This is a genomic window from Cryobacterium sp. TMT1-62 (assembly GCF_004403145.1).
Taxonomy (GTDB): Bacteria; Actinomycetota; Actinomycetes; order Actinomycetales; family Microbacteriaceae; genus Cryobacterium; species Cryobacterium sandaracinum.
Genome location: NZ_SOGZ01000018.1, coordinates 14,578 through 31,986, shown reverse-complemented (window position 1 = coordinate 31,986; position 17,409 = coordinate 14,578). Strand labels below are relative to the sequence as shown.

The 17,409-nt window shown below is 65.9% G+C and carries 14 protein-coding genes and 1 pseudogene; 2 read left to right on the top strand and 13 right to left on the bottom strand.

The window, feature by feature from the left end:
- Nucleotides 1-215 precede the first annotated feature (215 nt).
- The 11 genes and pseudogenes from E3T34_RS04355 to E3T34_RS04310 form a co-directional block, all read right to left on the bottom strand.
- Nucleotides 216-1,388, bottom strand: coding sequence for an ROK family transcriptional regulator (locus E3T34_RS04355; protein WP_134342278.1), 1,173 nt, complete (start codon nt 1,386-1,388; stop codon nt 216-218).
- A gap of 66 nt (nt 1,389-1,454) precedes the next feature.
- Complete coding sequence (locus E3T34_RS04350) at nt 1,455-2,099, bottom strand: sugar O-acetyltransferase (protein ID WP_198410547.1); 645 nt, start codon at nt 2,097-2,099, stop codon at nt 1,455-1,457.
- 70 nt (nt 2,100-2,169) lie between these two features.
- The gene (locus tag E3T34_RS16890) at nt 2,170-2,472 is read right to left on the bottom strand and encodes a hypothetical protein (protein ID WP_370327202.1); all 303 of its coding nucleotides are present in this window, start codon (nt 2,470-2,472) and stop codon (nt 2,170-2,172) included.
- The gene (locus E3T34_RS04345; protein ID WP_370327200.1) at nt 2,465-3,277 is read right to left on the bottom strand and encodes a Gfo/Idh/MocA family protein; all 813 of its coding nucleotides are present in this window, start codon (nt 3,275-3,277) and stop codon (nt 2,465-2,467) included. The genes E3T34_RS16890 and E3T34_RS04345 overlap by 8 nt, the downstream gene beginning before the upstream one ends.
- Nucleotides 3,262-3,980: pseudogene (locus E3T34_RS04340) on the bottom strand (ThuA domain-containing protein). The gene E3T34_RS04345 and the pseudogene E3T34_RS04340 overlap by 16 nt, the downstream one beginning before the upstream one ends.
- Before the next feature lie 17 nt (nt 3,981-3,997).
- On the bottom strand, nt 3,998-5,056 hold the full coding sequence (locus E3T34_RS04335) for an NAD-dependent epimerase/dehydratase family protein (RefSeq protein ID WP_134342277.1): 1,059 nt from the start codon (nt 5,054-5,056) through the stop codon (nt 3,998-4,000).
- Nucleotides 5,053-6,558: an alpha-N-arabinofuranosidase gene (locus E3T34_RS04330; RefSeq protein WP_134342276.1), complete on the bottom strand. Its 1,506-nt coding sequence runs from the start codon at nt 6,556-6,558 to the stop codon at nt 5,053-5,055. The genes E3T34_RS04335 and E3T34_RS04330 overlap by 4 nt, the downstream gene beginning before the upstream one ends.
- A gap of 72 nt (nt 6,559-6,630) precedes the next feature.
- On the bottom strand, nt 6,631-9,051 hold the full coding sequence (locus E3T34_RS04325; protein ID WP_134342284.1) for a glycoside hydrolase family 3 N-terminal domain-containing protein: 2,421 nt from the start codon (nt 9,049-9,051) through the stop codon (nt 6,631-6,633).
- Nucleotides 9,052-9,159: 108 nt separating this feature from the next.
- The gene (locus E3T34_RS04320) at nt 9,160-10,047 is read right to left on the bottom strand and encodes a carbohydrate ABC transporter permease (RefSeq protein ID WP_198411520.1); all 888 of its coding nucleotides are present in this window, start codon (nt 10,045-10,047) and stop codon (nt 9,160-9,162) included.
- Complete coding sequence (locus tag E3T34_RS04315) at nt 10,047-11,075, bottom strand: carbohydrate ABC transporter permease (RefSeq protein WP_134342274.1); 1,029 nt, start codon at nt 11,073-11,075, stop codon at nt 10,047-10,049. The genes E3T34_RS04320 and E3T34_RS04315 overlap by 1 nt, the downstream gene beginning before the upstream one ends.
- A gap of 9 nt (nt 11,076-11,084) precedes the next feature.
- Entirely contained in the window at nt 11,085-12,377 is a 1,293-nt protein-coding gene (locus E3T34_RS04310; RefSeq protein WP_134342273.1) for an ABC transporter substrate-binding protein, read from the bottom strand.
- Nucleotides 12,378-12,575: 198 nt separating this feature from the next.
- Here E3T34_RS04310 and E3T34_RS04305 point away from each other — a divergent pair, with 198 nt between their 5' ends.
- Nucleotides 12,576-13,571, top strand: a complete 996-nt coding sequence (locus tag E3T34_RS04305) for a LacI family DNA-binding transcriptional regulator (RefSeq protein WP_134342272.1) — start codon at nt 12,576-12,578, stop codon at nt 13,569-13,571.
- Between the two features lie 68 nt (nt 13,572-13,639).
- Nucleotides 13,640-14,914, top strand: a complete 1,275-nt coding sequence (locus E3T34_RS04300; protein WP_134342271.1) for an endo-1,4-beta-xylanase — start codon at nt 13,640-13,642, stop codon at nt 14,912-14,914.
- A gap of 28 nt (nt 14,915-14,942) precedes the next feature.
- On the opposite strand, the gene E3T34_RS04295 is transcribed toward E3T34_RS04300, so the two are convergent.
- Both E3T34_RS04295 and mmsB read right to left on the bottom strand, forming a co-directional pair.
- Nucleotides 14,943-16,160, bottom strand: coding sequence for an ROK family transcriptional regulator (locus tag E3T34_RS04295; protein ID WP_241972960.1), 1,218 nt, complete (start codon nt 16,158-16,160; stop codon nt 14,943-14,945).
- A gap of 59 nt (nt 16,161-16,219) precedes the next feature.
- Complete coding sequence (mmsB, locus tag E3T34_RS04290) at nt 16,220-17,407, bottom strand: multiple monosaccharide ABC transporter permease (RefSeq protein ID WP_134342270.1); 1,188 nt, start codon at nt 17,405-17,407, stop codon at nt 16,220-16,222.
- Nucleotides 17,408-17,409: the final 2 nt, after the last annotated feature.

Sequence of the window (17,409 nt, the reverse complement as noted above, 5' to 3'; positions counted from 1 at the left end):
ATGGGGCCGGCCCGATGGGGCGCAGGCGTGCTGGTCTGAAAAGGTGTTCGAGGCACCGCATCACGGGCGTCAGTACCAGCAGCGGAATACGGAACCGCTCTTGGAGACAAGGCAACCACGCCGGCGCCTATTCCCCCATTCGGGGAACACCGCGGAAGTTGCAGATATCGGCCCGATCGTGCACCGGGTGCCCGCCGCTTCGGCGCCCTCGGCGTTCAGCCCACGGCGGGCAATCCGCTCGGGTCGTCGAGCAGCTGCTCGAAGGCAAGCTCGGCAGCGCCGATCATCAGCAGGTTCGAGCCGAGTTCGGCCGCGCTGACCCGCACGAGGTCGAAGGAGGAGCTCAGGGTCATCGAGGCCACGGCTAGCCTCAGGCGCTCCGGGTCGACCGAGAACAGGGCCGCCAGGAATCCGCCGAGCACGACCAGCTGCGGGTTCAGGATGTTGATCGCCCCGGCCAGGGCCACCGCCAGGAAGTCGACCTGACGGTTGACCTCGGCCCGCACGGCGGGCGCGTCGGAGGCGAGCAGTGCCTGCTCGAGTTCGTCGGCATCCGCGCCGGCCAGGCCGAGGGGTTCGAGGAGTTCCTCGCGGGTGACCTCGGCTTCGAGGGTTCCGGCGATCCCGGCCGTGTCCGTGCGGGCGCTGTCGCTGACCCGGATGTGGCCGAACTCCCCCGCGTAGCCGGCGATGCCGTCCACCACGGTGCCGCCGATGATCATGCCGCCGCCGATGCCGCTGGCGCCGCCGTTGAGGTAGATCAGGTCGGTGAAGCCCTTCCCCGCACCGAAATGGTGCTCGGCCATCGCGCCGAGGATCGCATCGTTGGCGGCGGCCACGGGATAGCCCGTGGCCTGCTCGAGCATGTCCTTGAACGGCTCGTCAACCCAGCCGAGGTGGGGGGCCTGGCGCACCAGGCCGTCGGGGGCGCGCACGAGTCCCGGAACAGCGACGCCGATTCCGACCACGCGGAAGCGGGTCTCGAGTTCGCCTCGCATCCCCTCGATCACGGCGGCGGAGATGTTCACGGCCTCGCTGGCGGTCGGCGGCCGTTCGGTCGGGTAACGGATGCGGCGGTGCACGGTGCCGTCGAGCCCGACGATCCCGATCGTGACGGCGTCGATCTCGGGGTTCACCGCGAGGGCGACCACCCGTTCGGAGCAGAAGACGACCGGACTGGGCCGGCCCACCTGGTTGGTGGATTCCGGGTCGCGTTCCCCGACGAGCCCGAGCGACTCGAGTTCGGCGACGAGAGCGGCGATGGTCGACCGGTTCAGGCCGGTCCGACGCGTCAGCGCCGCGCGCGGCGTCGGTCCGTCCCGGTGCACCAGGCGGAGGACGACCGACAGGTTGTGCCGTCGCACGTCGTCGTTGTTGGTTCCCTGCATCAGTGCCTTCCCATCAGGTAATCAATCCAAGGCTACCGCCGCCCGGCTGTGCCCGTTCCGGACGTGCTACAGCGACGGGCCGGTCGGTGACGACTGGCCCTCGGCCGCGGTCTCACCCTCGTCGAGCGTGCGGACGACGCGAGCCGGGTTGCCGACGGCGATCACTCCCGGCGGCACATCGCGGGTGACGACGGAGCCGGCGCCGATCACGCTGCCAGCACCGATCGTGACGCCGGGGCAGACCACGACGTTGCCGCCGAGCCACACATCGTCGCCGATGTTGATCGGCGACACCCTCTCGTAGCCGGCCCGTCGCTCGTCGATGTCGAGGGCGTGGACCGGTGTGTACAGTCGAACGCTCGGGCCGATCAGGACGTTCCGCCCGATCGTGATCTCCCCGCCGCCGAGGGCCAGGAGGTCGGCATTGATGAAGGTGTGGGCACCCACGTGCAGCCTTGAACCGTAGTCCAGGTACAGGGGCGGCCGGAAGTCCAGGCCCTCTCCGGCCGTGCCGAGCATGCCGACGAACAGCTCCTGGGCTGCGTCCCGGTCCTCATCGAAGAGAGCGGTGATGCGCCGGCAGGTGCGTTGGGTGGCGATCGTCATCTCGGCGAGCTCTGGGCCGGAGCGGTATCGGTACCAGTCCCCGGCGACCATCTTGTCGTACTCCGTGGGCTCGGGATCCGGTAACGGGCTATTTGTTTGAAGCATAAACATAATCCTATTCCCTAGTCGGCCTGTGACCCTGCAGCACTGCGACCGGCCCTGCGGGACCTTCCTGCTACCAGCGGCTCGGCAGGGCGCCCTCGGGCACGATGGCCGGCCGTTCCACGGTGCTGGTCAGTTCCATGACAGAGCGATCATGGGCGGCGCGCAGGATGGCGTCCATGATCTCCAACACGTGGAAGGCCAATTCTGCGGAGGCCCGGTGCGGGCGATCGGTTTCAATGGCCCTCGCCATGTCGGCCAGGCCGTAGCCGCGCCCGGCATCCGCATACCCGGCCTCGGGCTCCACCTCGCGCCAACGACGGTCGTCACTCGTGTAGAGCTCAGTCGCATCGCTGAAACGGTTCGGGTCAGGCACCGCGATCGTTCCGAGAGTGCCGTAGATCTCGATGCGCGGCAACCGGGCCGCCCACACATCGAAGCTCATCATGACCGTCGAGGTGACGCCCGATGCATGCTCCAGCAAAGCGGAAACGTGTGTGTCGATCTCGACCCTGAGGCTCGTTCCCTCGAGCGGCCCGGTCGCCACCGTGCGCTCCCGTGCGCTCCCGCCCCGAGCGTCCGACGCTGCCCGATACGCGCACGACCGGTCCGAGCAGCGTGACGAGGGCGCTCAGGTAGTACGGGCCCATGTCGAACAGCGGCCCGCCACCCTCCGAATAGTAGAGCTGCGGGGCAGGGTGCCAGAGTTCGTGCCCCGGCGCCGTCCAGAAAGCGGATGCCGCCACCGGCGTTCCGATGCGGCCGTCATCGAGCAGCGCACGGGCAGTCTGCACCCCCGTACCCAGCACAGTGTCCGGAGCGGACCCCACCCGCAGACCGCAATCGACGGCCAACCTGAGAACAGGTGTCGCCTCGTCCGGATTCAATGCGAGGGGCTTCTCCCCGTAAACGTGTTTACCGGCTGCCAGCGCGCGCAGCGCCACCTCGGCGTGGGCTGCCGGAATGGTGAGATTCAGCACCGCGTCCACGTCGGGCGAGGCGATCAGCTCGTCGACGGTCAGTGCCGGCACACCCTGCTCCGCCGCCACGGCGACCGCGCGAGAAGCATCCAGATCGGCGACCGCCACGAGCTTGAGTCCGGGGAGCTTGGGAAACTCGGCGAAATACTGCTCGCTGATCTTTCCGACGCCGACTACTCCTATTCTCAACGGGCTGCCCATAGCAGTCCCCTTTCGATCATGGTGCGCACGCTGGCGTTCTGCAGAATGTCGACCCGATGCCCGGGGGTGGACACGAAGATGCGCCCCTGTCCCCACTGCCGGGTCCAGATGGCCGGCGAGGTGACCGGGCGGTGCCACGGGTCCCAGGGGCGAACAGCCTGTGTGGTCGTGGCCAGCACATCGTTGTAGTCGTCGTGGAGCACCCAGTACTGCTCGCTGACCAGATCGAAATCGTCGATGCCCCGGGTGATCGGGTGATCCGCGGCGGCGGGAAGCATGTTGATGCGGTGGGGAACGTAGTTGTCAGATTGTTCCCCGGTGTGGTCGGCGGGTTCCTTGCCGGGGTGAGCCGCGAATTGACCACCGATGAGTTGCAGGTAGTCAACGTTGGTGCGGTACGAATCGGCGATGCCGCCGTGCCAGCCGCCGAGCCCCGTGCCGCTTTCGATGGCCGCCTTCAGCCCCGTGAATTCGTCCTTTTCGATCGAGGCCATGGTGTTGGTCTGCAGGACGAGATCGACCAGGGCCATGTACTCGGAATCGGCATACGGCGCCGGTGAGCCATGATGCGCACCGTGAAACCGTTCTCCTCCAGAAATGGAATGAACAGATCCGTCGTCTCGACAAGCTGGTGGCCGTCCCATCCGCCACGCACGACGAGTGCGTGACGGGGGGCGGATGCCTGGGGTGGTGCGGTGGTCATGAATAACCCTTCGAAACTCAAATAGGGACCTGAATGTCAGGCGCGAGTCGTTCGAAGATCGTCCGCGCTTCGTGATACCCCAGCGCCATGCGGTCGATCACGGCTTCGGCAGTCGGATCCCCTGCCGCTTCAGCCGGATGCCCGCTTCGCCAGCGCGCCATCTCCACGACCGTTTCGACGAACGTCCGGCTGGGCGCATATCCCGGAACATACCGGCGAATCTTGGAAGTATCGAAGATCGCACTGTGGCCCAGGTCTCCGACGAACAATTCGGACCAGCCCCAATCGGGTGCAGCAACGGGGAAGAACTCCGACGGAACATGGACCAGTTTCGCCGGCACGCCCAGCGAGGCACCGACGAGCGAGTAGATCTGATCCCAGGTGTAGACGTCATCTGACGTGATGTGGAACGCCTCGCCGATCGCCCGCTGATTCCCGAGCAGCCCCACCAGGCCCTGCGCCAGGTCGGCCGCGTGGGTCAGAGTCCACAACGACGTGCCGTCACCGTGGACGACGATTTCGGCTCCACGCTCGATTCGATCGAAGACCGTCCAACCGCCGGCGAGAGGTGGGTTCGCCTCGTCGTAGGTGTGAGACGGTCGCACGATGGTGACCGGGAACCCGTCATCCACATGCGCACGCATCAGGGTGTCCTCGGCGGCGATCTTCTCCCGCGCGTACCGCAGAAAGCCATTCTGACGCAGGTTCGATTCCACGATCGGAACCTGAAGGATCGGCTTGCGATACATCGAGGCGGTGCTGATGTGGACGTAGTGGCGGGTGCGATCGCGGAATATCTCGATCGCCTGTGCCGCGTCGGCGGCGTTGAAACAGAGAAAATTGACGACAACGTCGAACCGCAAGTCGCCGAGCGCCGCAGTGACGGAATCACGATCCGTGATGTCACCGGTCAACCAGGTGACCGAGCCGGGCAGCTGTCGCCCCCTGGCGTTGTGTCCACGGTTGAGCACGAACACCTGCATACCCTGGGCGACAGACAAATGAACGGACGACGTGCTGATCGTGCCGGTACCACCGATGTACAGAACTTTTCGCGGCGTGGCAGTCATCGTCATCGCAGGGCAATCGCTGACCAGGAGACCGGAGGCAGCGTCACGGTGAGCACGCCGTCGGTGAGCACTGCGTGGGCGAGCGACTTCAATGCCACCCGCGTCTGATCTGCCAGCGTGTTCTGCGCGTAGACATCGGAATCGTGCACGCTGACAGCCTCGTCGATGACGGATGCGCCCAGATCGGCCACATCGATGGTCACGTCCAACGACTCGGTTTGGCTGCGGTTCACCAGGAACACCGCAGACACTCGGCTCTCCGGGTCGTGGGTCGCCACCGAATCCACCAGAGGCGCGGCGCCGTAGACGGCCGTCTCATAGGTGCCGACGTCGATTCGCGGTCGCAACACCTCGCCGCGAGCTAGCCGCGATGTCACCGAGAACGGGAAGAATGTCGTCTGACGCCAGGACGCCTCACCCGGCTCCGTCATGATGGGCGCGATCACATTCACCAGCTGGGCCAGTGACGCCGACCCCACCCGGTCGTGATTCTTCAACAGGGTGATCAGCAGATTGCCCAGCACCACGGCATCCGCCACAGAATAGGTGTCCTCCAGCTGACGCGGTGCCACGCACCACTGCTCATTGACCTCCTCTGACGCCCGGTGCTCGTCGAGGTACCAGATGTTCCACTCGTCGAACGAGATCTTGATCGTCTTCTTGCTGTGCAATTTGTTCTTCACGTGATCGGCCGTCGAGACGACGGTGTCGATGAAGTACTGCATGTCCAGCGACGACGCGAGATACGATCCCAAATCCCCTTTGCGCTCCTGGTAGTACGCGTGGGCGGAAATGTAGTCGACGTGCTCATAGCTGTGCTCGAGGACGGTGCGCTCCCAATCGCCGAACGTCGGCATCGACGAACCCGAGGACCCGCAGACGACCAGCTCCAGATTCTTGTCGGCGGCCTTCAACGCCTGCGCCGTTCGAGCGGCCAGCTTGCCGTAATCATCGGCCGACATGTAGCCGGTCTGCCACGGACCATCCATCTCATTGCCCAGGCACCACATCCGAATGTCGTGAGGTGCGGCCGTGCCGTTGGCAATGCGTTGGTCGCTGAGCGCCGTGCCAGACGGGTGATTGGCATACTCCAGCAGATCGAGAGCGTTTTCGATGCCCCGCGTGCCGAGATTCACCGCCATCATCAATTCGGAGCCCGTCAGATCACACCACCGCGCGAACTCGTCCAGGCCGATCTGATTGGTCTCGAGTGAATGCCACGCCAGGTCGCGGCGCACCGGGCGTTGCTCCTTGGGACCGACCCCGTCTTCCCAGCGATATCCGGAGACGAAATTGCCGCCGGAATAGCGGATGGTCGACGAGCCCAATTCCCTGACCAGGTCGACGACATCCAGCCGAAAACCGTCCTCGTCGGCCGTCGCGTGTCCCGGCTCGTAGATGCCGTCGTAGACACACCGACCCAGATGTTCCACGAAGGAGCCGAAGATACGACGGTTGACGGGGGCAACGACCGCCGTGCGGTCGATGGCAATGCACGCGTTTGTCACTGGTGCGTATTCCTTTGGTTCTTGATGTGCAGGGAAGCGGGAGGGAGGCTGTTCGGCTTAGGTGTGGCGCGTTCAGGCGGACACCTGTGCCCGGACCAGCGCGTCCTGTCGAACGGCCACCGTGCGAAGATCCGCCGCGGTGATTTCATGGACGTCGCCGGTGATCGAAACGATTGCGCGGGCGGTCGACACACCGGATATCCGTCTCACCGGTATGAGCTTCTCGCTGACGATGGCACTGATGGCGGCCTCCTCGGCAGGCACGCCGTCTGAGACGGCCACGTGGGAGGCGAACCACACCTCGACGTTGCCGGGCTCGACGATCTTGACCATGCGTCGGTCGCTGAAGGCGAATCGGCTCGCCGGCACCGAGAAGGTCAGCCGGCGGGACTCGCCCGCATCGAGTTCGACCCGGGAATAGCCGAGCAGTTGCGCCACCGGCCGGGCTACCGTGCCGTGCACGTCGTGGCCGTAGAGCTGCACGATGTCGGTTCCGCGAACGGCGCCCGTGTTGGTCACCGTCACCGTGGCGGTGAAGCCGCCAGTGGCAGGCGCGGCGGGATCGACTACGTAGTCGGAGTAGTCGAAGGAGGTGTAGGACAGACCGAACCCGAAGGGGAACACCGGTGTCGAATCGGTGGCGGTGACGTCGGACGGCCCGCCGAGAACCGGGTGCAGGTACGAATACGGCTGCGCACCGGCCGACCGCGGCATGGAGACGGGAAGGCGTCCGGATGGATTGACCCGGCCCGTGAGGATGTCGGCAATCGCGAGGCCGCCGCCCTCTCCGGGAAAGAATGCCAAGAGTACGGCAGCCGGGGCTGCGCTCCCGCCCTCGACGGCCCACCCGATCGAGTACGGCCGCCCGGTCAACAGCACCATGATGACGGGCGTTCCGGTCGCGATCACGGCCTTGACGAGTCGGCGTTGCAGACCTGGCAGCTCAAGAGATTCGGAGTCATTGCCCTCGCCGACGGTGCCGCGACCGAAGAGGCCCGCTTGGTCGCCCACGACGACAATAGCCAGTTCGCTCGCCGACGCAGCGTCCACGGCGGCGGCGAAGCCGGACTCGTCGTCGCCTTCGACGGCGCACCCCTCGGCGTACACGAACGCCGGCATGGCGAGACCGGCCGTGTGGAAGGCACCGGGGAGCGACTCGAGTACCGTCGGGATCTCGAAGCCGAGCGTGAGATCGGGATAGCCGGCGAGAACATGGTTCGCGAAGGAGTAGCACCCCTGAAGCGCCGTGGCACGGTGAGCGTTGGGGCCGATGACCGCCACCGTCGAGAGCGGCCGCGCCCTTCGCTCCAGCGGCAGCACCCCGTCATTCGACAACAGCACGATGGATTCCTCGGCCAGTCGGCGGGCCAGCTCCCGGTGGCGCGGCGAGTCGAGGTCGATGTCCGTCGGCGGCTCATCCTCGTAGGCGTCCTCGTCGAGAAGCCCCAGCTCCTCCTTCTGCGCGAGAGCGCGCAAGACCGCACGGTCGACATAGGCCTCGTCGAACAGACCGGCGCGGATGCGGTCGGCCAGGGGCTGCAGGTAGGCGTCGCCGGTGGGCAGTTCGATGTCGATGCCCGCTTCCAGCGCGAGCGCCGCCGCCTCGCCCCGGTCGGCCGCGACGGCGTGCATGACTTCGAGGAACGCCACAGCGAAGTAGTCGGCGACGACGACACCGTCGAAGCCGAGTTTCTGCCGCAGGACACCGGTCAGGTAGTCGGCGTTGGCGGCCATCGGGATTCCGTCGATGTCGGTGTACGAGTTCATCACTGACTTCGCACCGCCGTCGAGGATCGCCATCTCGAACGGTGGCAGGAAGACATCGGCCATCTCCCTCGGACCCGCGTGCACCGGTGCGTGGTTGCGTCCGGCGCGCGACGCGGAGTATCCGAGGAAGTGTTTCAGCGTCGCGTGCACCCCCGCGCCCTGGAGCCCGCGCACGTAGGCCGTGCCGACGGTGGCGACCAGATAGGGGTCCTCGCCGATGCACTCATCCACCCGGCCCCAGCGCGGGTCCCGGATGACGTCGAGCACCGGGGCGAGCCCCTGGTGGATGCCCAGCTGCTTCATCGAGTCGCCGATGACGCCGGCCATCTCCTCGACCAGCACCGGGTCGAAGGAGGCGCCCCACGCGAGCGGAGTCGGGAACGCGGCCGCCTTCCAGGCGGCGAGTCCGGTCAGGCACTCTTCGTGCACGAGCGCGGGGATTCCGAGGCGCGTCTCCCGCTTGAGGCGGCGCTGCTCGCCCCACAGCCACGCGGCGCGTTCCGCCGGATCCACCGGCCGCGTGCCGTAGACACGGGTGTAGTGCCCGAGGCCGTGGCGGGTCACCTCGGACAGGTCGCCAGGAGCCTTCTGACCTGCCGCCATCTCGCCCTGCATGGGCGCGACGACGCCGCTCTGATCGAGCCAGTAGCCGACAATCTGGGCGAGCTTCTCCTCGAGGGTCATTCGGGCATGGAGCGCCAGTACGCGCTCCGAGACCTCCGGCATGGCTGAGATGGCATGGGTCACGGGTTCAACACTTTCCTTCAGAGGATCAGATATGCAGTTGGGACAGCGCGCGGTGCGACGGCTCACGGCCGCGCACCGCGTGAACGCCTATCCCTTGACGGCGCCGGTCAATCCGCCGACGATGCGGCGCTCGAACAGCGTGAAGAAGATGAGCGCCGGAATCATCGACAGGGAGGTGAAGGCCAGAACCTGTGCCGTGTCCACCGAATACTGCGACGCGAATGCCTGCACGCCCAGTGGCAGCGTGTACATCGCCTGATCGCTCAGGATGAACAGCGGCAGCAGGTAGCTGTTCCAGCTGGCGACGAAGGCCAGGATGCCGGTGGTCACCACGCCAGGAACCGACAACGGCACCACCATGCGGAAGAAGAACCCGAGTCGGCTCGCCCCGTCGATCGACGCGGCTTCCTCGATCTCCTTGGGAATCGCCTTGAGGAACGGCACCAGGATGATGACGGTCACCGGCAGGCCGAAGGCGATCTGCGGCAGGATCACGCCCGCCAGGCTGTTCATCAGGCCCAGTTGCTTGACCAGGATGTAGAGCGGCGTGATCGCAACGGTCATCGGGAACATGAGTCCGGCTGCGAACAGGGCATACATCAGCCCCCGCCCGTGGAAGTCATAGCGGGCCAGGACGAAGCTCACCATCACCCCGAGCACGACGACACCGATCGTGGTGAAGCCGCTGACGATTGCCGAGTTGCCGATCTGCTGCCAGAAAGTCGGAGCGGTCAGGACGTCGAGATAGTTGTCGAAGCGCCACGGACCCGGGAGCCCGGCAGGCGACGAGGTGATCTGGGAATTGTCGCGGAAGCCCCCGACGATGATGTAGAGGACCGGACCGAGGCACAGGGCGATGAACAGGAATGCGATGAAGTACGTGACGGGGCTGCCCCACTTGTCACGACCTTTCGAGCCACGCTGAACCCGTGGGGCCTCCGTGCGTGAGGCCCTCTCACTGGTCAGAACCGACATCATTTCTTCCCCTCTGTGAGCGCGCCGGCCGTGTCGCGTCGCAAGACGAAGCGCTGGTAGGTCAGCGCGATGACAAGCGAGATCAGGAACATGACAACCGCGACGGCGCTGCCGTAGCCGAAGTTGCCCGAGGTGCGCCCGTTCGCGACCATGTAGGTCGCCATGGTCGAGGTACCCGCCGTCGAGGCGACGTACTGGCCCCAGATGATGAAGACAAGGTCGAACAATTGAAGTGACCCGATGATGGACAGGAACGCCCAGGTGCGCAGGGTCGGGCCGAGCAGCGGCAGCGTGATGCTGCGCTGCACCTGCCAGTAACTCGCGCCGTCGATCGACGCCGCCTCGAAGAGCTCCTCCGGGATTCCCTGAAGCCCGGCGAGGAAGAGGATGACGGCGAAGCCGATGTACTTCCAGGAGATGATCAGCATCAGCGACCAGATGGCGATCTTGGGATCTGAGAGCCAGTCGGCCTGGAACGCGCCCAGACCGACACTCTCCAGCAGGTCGTTCACCGCGCCATTGGTCTGGAGCATCAGACCCCAGCCGATGCCGACGATGACCTCGGAAATGATGTACGGAACGAAAATCAGAACGCGGATGAGGGAGCGTCCCCGGATCTTCTGGTTGATGAGCAGAGCCAGAATGAGTGCGATCGGCAGCTGGATGACCAGCGACAGCACGAGGATGATGCCGTTGTGCATCAGCACCTCGTGGAACGCGCTGTCCGCGAAGATGATCACGTAGTTGCCCCAGCCGACGAAATCGGTTGCCGGCCCGTAACCCTTCCAACGGAAGAAGCCGTAGTAGGCGGCCAGAATGACCGGGAGGATCACGAAGCCGACGAAGACAAGGATCGCCGGTCCGGAGAGGACCGCTATCTCCAGGCGCTTCCGCCAGTCTGCAGTTCTCCGGGTGGGGCGCGCCCTGGCCGGGGACGATGCACGAGGTGCACCGTCCCCAGCTTTCTGCGTGCCCGGCAGCGGCCGCGCGTCGGTCAACGACGTAGCGCCTGCGGACTCTTTTCTCATGGTTGCGAGCTAACCCTTAGCCGCTGCCGCGTTGACGCCCGCGACGAGGTCCGCTGCGCCGCTCTTGCCGGCCAGCATGTCGACGACGCCGGTGTTCAGCGCGTTGCCGACGTTCTGGCCGAATAGGGTGTCCAGCCAGACGGTCACGTACGGTGCCTCGTTGTAGGCCTCCAGGATGGATTTCAGTGCATCATCGGTCACGACGTCCTGAGCCTCCGTATTGGCCGGAAGCGTGTGGAACGCGTTCGCGTACCCTTCCTGCTGCTCCTTCTGCATGAAGAAGTTGAGGAAGTCGGTGCACTCCTCCTGCGGCGCCTGAGCCGAGCAGGTGAAGCCGTCCACGCCGCCCATCATTGCGCCGGCCGCACCTTCGCCGCCGTCGATCTCCGGGAAGGGGAACCAGCCGAGGTCAGCCAGCGGCTTCTCGTCGGGGGTCAGCGATGCGATCACGCCGGGGTTCCACGCACCCATGAGTTCCATGGCCGCCTGGTGGTTCGCCAGAAGGCCGGCCGAACTGCCTGCTCCCTGCTGTGCGGACGTGGTGAGGAAGCCATCGTTGAACGGCTCGGTCTCAATGAACTCTTCCATCTGCTCGCTCGCGTTCAGCCAGCAGGCGTCGTCGAACGTCTTGGACTCGGCTGCCTTGTCCATGGCGTCCTGCGAGCAGGCCCGCTGAGCGAAGAAGTAGTACCAGTGCGCGGCGGGCCAGGCATCCTTGGCACCCACGGCGATCGGCGCGATACCGGCGGCCTTGAGCTTGTCCACCGCGGTGCCCAGCTCGGCCATCGTCGCCGGCACGGTGTCGATGCCGGCCTCCGCGAAGAGGTCCTTGCTGTAGTAGATGCCGCCAGGAAGCACTGCGGTCGGCATTCCGTAGATCTTGCCCTCGACCGCGAAGGCACTGAGCACGCCCTTGGGCACCGCCGCACTCGTAGCCTCGTCGATGAAGTCTGTGATGTCCATGGCCTGTCCGGCCGCCACGACATCCACCAGCTTGCCGCCGCCCCGTGCCATGAAGATGTCTGGTGCATCGCCGGAGTTCAGCGCGGTCTGAAGCTTTCCGTCCATCTCCTCGTTCTGGATGGACTGCATTTCGATTGTGACCTTCGGGTTGGCCGCCTCGAACTCGGCGACCGTCTTCTCCCAGTAGGCCTTGCCTTCTCCTGTCGTTGAGTTCTGCCAGAAGGTCAGGGCGACCGTGTCGCTCGAACCGCTGTCGCCGCCACTGGCGCACCCGGAGACGAGCATGGCGGTGCTAACGGCCAGCGCGAGAATTCCCGCGGTTCGGTTTTTCCTCTTCATTGTGGAAGCTCCTTGGTAGTCATCGGTGACACACGACATTCGTCCGCCACAGCCAGAGCTTCCCAGCACGGCATCCATCTTGTCAATCGATATCGATAACGATTTCTAACGGGGTGATTCGGCTCTTGATCTGTCGCCCGGCGCTGTACTGTGAGCAGTGTGACCCCTGATGTCAACCCATCCCCCCCGCTTGGGCGAGTGACGATCGCCGACGTCGCGCGCGAAGCCGGCGTTTCAGTGCCGACGGTGTCGAAGGTCGTCAATCTGCGTTACGGCGTCGCTCCGGCGACCTTCAAGCGAGTGACGGAAGTCGTCGCCGCACTCGGCTATGAGCCCTCGCTTGTGGCTTCGAGTCTGCGTCGACAGCGCAGCAATGTGATCGGCATCCTCGTCTCTGAATTCGAGTCGTTCTCGGTCGAGCTGCTCAAGGGCATATCCACCGCTGCCACCGGAACCGGTTATGAGTTGCTCGCGTATTCGGCCCTCGCGCCGGGCGGCATCAGCGCGGGCTGGGAACGCCGATCCCTCTCGCGCCTGGCCGGCACGCTCATCGACGGCGCCATCATCGTCACGCCCACGTTGCTCATGCCGACGACTTCGATCCCCGTCGTCGCGATCGACCCGCACACGGGGCCGGGCGGACCCGCGACAATCGACTCGGACAACATCGGCGGCGCCCGGGTGGCGACCCGGCACCTCATCGAACTGGGACACTGCCGCATCGCACATATCCGTGGGCGCAGCGACCTGGCTTCGGCCCAGTTGCGTGAGGCCGGTTACCGTGAATCGCTCGAGAACGCCGGCATCCCATTCGACCCGACCCTCGTTCGCGACGGTGGATACCAGGCCGCCCTGACGGCCGACGCGGCTCGTGAACTGCTGACGCGGCCGGATCGACCGACCGCGGTGTTCGCCGCAAACGACATGTCCGCGCTCGGCGTCCTGAAAGTCGCCCGCGAACTCGGACTGCGGGTGCCGGAAGACGTTTCCGTCATCGGATTCGACGACATCCCCGAGGCCGCGAGCTCGACACCGCCGTTGACGACCATGGCCCAGCCACTGCACGACCTGGGGGCACAGGCCCTGCAGATGCTGGTGAAGCTGCTCGACGGGGAAGACGTCCCTCACCATGTCCAACTCCCTGCCAAGCTCGTGGTCCGGGCGAGCACCGGCCCCGTGCCGGTCGAATCCTGACTTCCCATTCGCCCAGCACCCCGATTCGTCGGCTGGATCAACACTCCAGTCTGGAAAGTGACTCTGCAATGATGCACTCCGCGGCCCTCTCCTCCGCCTCGGCACCCGCCCATCGGCTCTGTACCACCGTCGTGACCGTGACGGATGCGTCCGGTGAGGTCCTGCCAAACACGGAGATCGTCGTCGCCCAGCTGGACCACGCCTTCGGCTTCGGCAACATCGGCTTCGATTTCCTCGGCCTCGCGAACGGCGAGCCTGTCGAGATCGGCACCGAGAGCCTCGCCACGCTCTACGCTGACGTCTTCAACACGGCAACGCTGCCGTTCTATTGGGGCCGCTTCGAGCCCACCCGCGGCGCACCGGACACGGCCCGGCTGCAACAGGCCGCAAGGTGGTTCCGCGGCCGCGGCGTGAAGCTTAAGGGTCATCCGCTCGTCTGGCACACCGTGCAGCCCGATTGGCTGCTCGGCCTGCCCGTCGACGAGGTCGAACGGCTGCAGCGCGAACGGATCCGCCGCGACGTTGCCGACTTTGAGGGGCTCGTCGACACCTGGGACGCCATCAACGAAGCCGTCATCATGCCGGTATTCGAAAACGGGGACAACGGCATCACCCCGCTGGCTCGCGCCAGGGGGCGCATCCCGATGATCCGCCTGGCGTTCGAAGAGGCCCGCGCGGTGAATCCTCGCGCCACGTTGCTGCTCAATGACTTCGATCTCTCGAGCGCCTTCGAGTGCCTCATCGAAGGGGTCCTCGAGTCCGGCGTCGAGATCGATGCCCTCGGGCTGCAAACCCACATGCACCAGGGGTACTGGGGTGAGGACGCCATGCTCGGGATGGTCGACCGGTTCGCCCGATACGGCCTGCCGTTGCACCTGACCGAGTCATCTCTCGTTTCCGGCGACCTCATGCCGGCCGACATCGTGGACCTGAACGACTTCCGCGTCTCCGAGTGGCCGTCGACTCCGGAAGGAGAGGCCCGCCAGGCGGACGACCTCGAGCGACACTACCGCTCACTCATGGCGCATCCCTCGGTCGAGGCCGTCACCTACTGGGGCATCACCGACGCACGCGCCTGGCTCGGCGCACCGATCGGGCTGGTGCGCGCCGACGGCACTCCGAAGCCGTCCTACGACGCGTTGCGCGGGCTCGTGAAGGGCGAATGGTGGCTTGCACCGACGACCGTGCTCACCGACGCGCGGGGCAGGGTCTCGGTCGAAGGATTCGCCGGCGAATACCAGCTCGGCACCAGCGCCAGGTTCGCCGCGAGTGAACAGTCAACCCGATTCACGCTGAGTCCTGAGGATCGGCACGCTCGCGTCACCCTCCCATCGATCACCTGACCCGGCAGACGCGAAGTCCGGTCACGCGTCAGACACCGATGCGTCCGCGCACAAACCCGGCAGGGTCGTCGAGCAGCCCGGCGAAGGCCAGCTCGGCCGCCCCGACAATCATCAGCCGGGAGCGCAGCTGCGCCCGTTCGATTAGCACGGCGTGCCCGAGGCTTCCGATTGAACTCACGCTCACCGCCTCGGCCAGGCGCTCTCGGCCCACCGACAGCAGCGAACCGAGAAATCCGCCGAGCACCACCATCTTCGGGTCGAACATGTTCACGAAGTCTGAGATCGCCACCGAGAGAAAGTCGATCTGCCTCATTACCTCCCGGAGCACCTGAGGGTCGCGCGAGACGCCGAGGGCGATGTCGAGGTCGTCCAGATCCGCGCGCGGCAGGCCCAGCACCCGGAGCAGGCGCGACATGCTCACCTCGGTCTCCAGGCATCCGATGCGGCCGCAGTGGCATCGCACCCCGTTCGAGTTGACCAGTGTGTGTCCGAGCTCACCCGCGTAGCCACTCGTACCGCGCAACGGGCTGCCGCCGATGATGAGGCCGCCCCCGATGCCGCTCGCACTGCCGTTGAGGTAGACGAGGTCCTTCGCGCCACAGGCCGCTCCGAACAGACTCTCGGCGATGGCGGCCAGGCTTGCGTCGTTGCCGGCGTACACCGGGAAGTGCAGCACCCTGGCGAGGGTGCTGGTGAGGGCGCAGTCCCGCCAGCCGAGGTGCGGGGCGATCAGCACGCGGCCGTCGACCGTGTCGACCAGGCCGGGAACGGCCACGCCGACCCCGGCGATGCGATAGTTCTGCTCGATCTCGCCGCGCATACCGTCGACGATGGCCTTGACCGCGTTCACGGTTTCGGACACGGTGGGAATACGGGTCGTGTCGAAGCGGATGCGGCGAATCACCTCGCCGCCGAGCCCCACCAGCCCCACGGTGATCGCATCGACATCGGGGCTCACGGCGATCGCGGCGATCTTCGGGCTCGGAAACACCTGCAGGCTCGGGCGCCCCACCCGGCCGGGCACATCTTCGGGCTCGCCCTCGAACGCCATTCCGAGCTCGACCAGTTCGGCCACGAGCGCCGAAATGGTGGACCGGTTCAGGCCGGTGCGTCTGGTCAGTTCAGCCCGAGAGCATCCGCTCGAATGATGAATCATGGTGAGAATCATCGACAGGTTGAACCGGCGCAACTGGTCGTTGCTCGAACCACCGCGTGCGGAGAGGGTGGTCGTGGTCAGCCGGGTCACGACACACCACCTCTACGGTTGGAAGACACCTGACAGGGCCCTGCAGGCGCGGGGCGAAGCTAGCGGCCGCCGCGGCTCTTGTTGAAGATGTCGAACGCGACCGCGAGCAGGAGCACGACGCCCTTGATGGTCATCTGCCAGGCCGCGTCGACCGTGAGGATGGACAGGCCCATGTTGAGCACGCCCATCACCAATGCGCCGATGACGGCGCCGATGACCGTGCCGACGCCACCCGTCACGGCCGCGCCACCGATGAAGACGGCCGCGATGGCATCGAGCTCGTAGTTCTGGCCGGCCGAGGCGACGGCGCCCCCGGCCCGAGCCGTGGAGACCACGCCGGCCAGGCCGGCGAGCACTCCCATGTTGACGAAGATGAAGAAGTCGACCCAGCGGGTCTTGACGCCGCTCATCTTGGCGGCGAACAGGTTGCCACCCATCGCGTACACGTGGCGGCCGAACACGGTCTGGTTGAGCAGGAAGGTGTAGCCGAGAATGAGGGCGGCGAGCACGATCAGGATGAGCGGTGTGCCGCTGTAGCCGGAGAGCAACCAGGCGAAGGCGATGATGGCCACGCCGGCGATGCCGCTCTTGATCCACAGGGTGGCGATCGGCTCGCGGGGCAGGTCGAGCTTGCGCAGGGTGGCGCGGGTACGCAGCTGCTGCACGATCAGGGCGAGCGCGGTGAGCACACCGAGGGCGATGGTGAGCACGTCCCGGCCGCCGACCTCGCCGAGCCAGGCGGGCAGCCAGCCCGCACCGATGGCGGTGAACTCGGACGGCAGGCCGCCAATGGTGCCGCCGGTGAGCAGCACCAGGGTGAGCCCGCGGAAGATCAGCATGCCGGCCAGGGTGACGATGAATGCCGGGATGCCGACGAAGGCCACCCAGTAGCCCTGCCACGCGCCGACGACGGCGCCGACCACCAGGGCGAGAATGACGGCGGCCCACCAGGAGAAGCCCCAGGAATTCATACTGATCGCGGCGACGGCACCGACCATGGCCACCACGGACCCGGCCGAGAGGTCGATGTGGCCCGCGATGATGACGATCACCATGCCGATGGCGAGGATCAGAACATAGGCGTTCTGCTGGATCAGGTTGTTGACGTTGCCGGGAAGAAGCAGGCGACCGTCGGTGAGAATCTGGAACAGCATGATGATGATCACCAGTGCGGCGAGGATTCCATACTGTCTGAGGCTGACAGCGAACTTGGGTTTCGTGCGCCTCATAGGGGTGGTGGTGCTCATCG

Coding starts and splice junctions, on each gene's coding strand:
- E3T34_RS04355 (WP_134342278.1), bottom strand. CDS start 1,388: ATGCAGGGAACCAACAACGACGACGTGCGACGGCACAACCTGTCGGTC.
- E3T34_RS04350 (WP_198410547.1), bottom strand. CDS start 2,099: ATGCTTCAAACAAATAGCCCGTTACCGGATCCCGAGCCCACGGAGTAC.
- E3T34_RS04345 (WP_370327200.1), bottom strand. CDS start 3,277: ATGGGCAGCCCGTTGAGAATAGGAGTAGTCGGCGTCGGAAAGATCAGC.
- E3T34_RS04335 (WP_134342277.1), bottom strand. CDS start 5,056: ATGACGATGACTGCCACGCCGCGAAAAGTTCTGTACATCGGTGGTACC.
- E3T34_RS04325 (WP_134342284.1), bottom strand. CDS start 9,051: ATGCCGGAGGTCTCGGAGCGCGTACTGGCGCTCCATGCCCGAATGACC.
- E3T34_RS04320 (WP_198411520.1), bottom strand. CDS start 10,047: ATGTCGGTTCTGACCAGTGAGAGGGCCTCACGCACGGAGGCCCCACGG.
- E3T34_RS04315 (WP_134342274.1), bottom strand. CDS start 11,075: ATGAGAAAAGAGTCCGCAGGCGCTACGTCGTTGACCGACGCGCGGCCG.
- E3T34_RS04310 (WP_134342273.1), bottom strand. CDS start 12,377: ATGAAGAGGAAAAACCGAACCGCGGGAATTCTCGCGCTGGCCGTTAGC.
- E3T34_RS04300 (WP_134342271.1), top strand. CDS start 13,640: ATGATGCACTCCGCGGCCCTCTCCTCCGCCTCGGCACCCGCCCATCGG.
- mmsB (WP_134342270.1), bottom strand. CDS start 17,407: ATGAGCACCACCACCCCTATGAGGCGCACGAAACCCAAGTTCGCTGTC.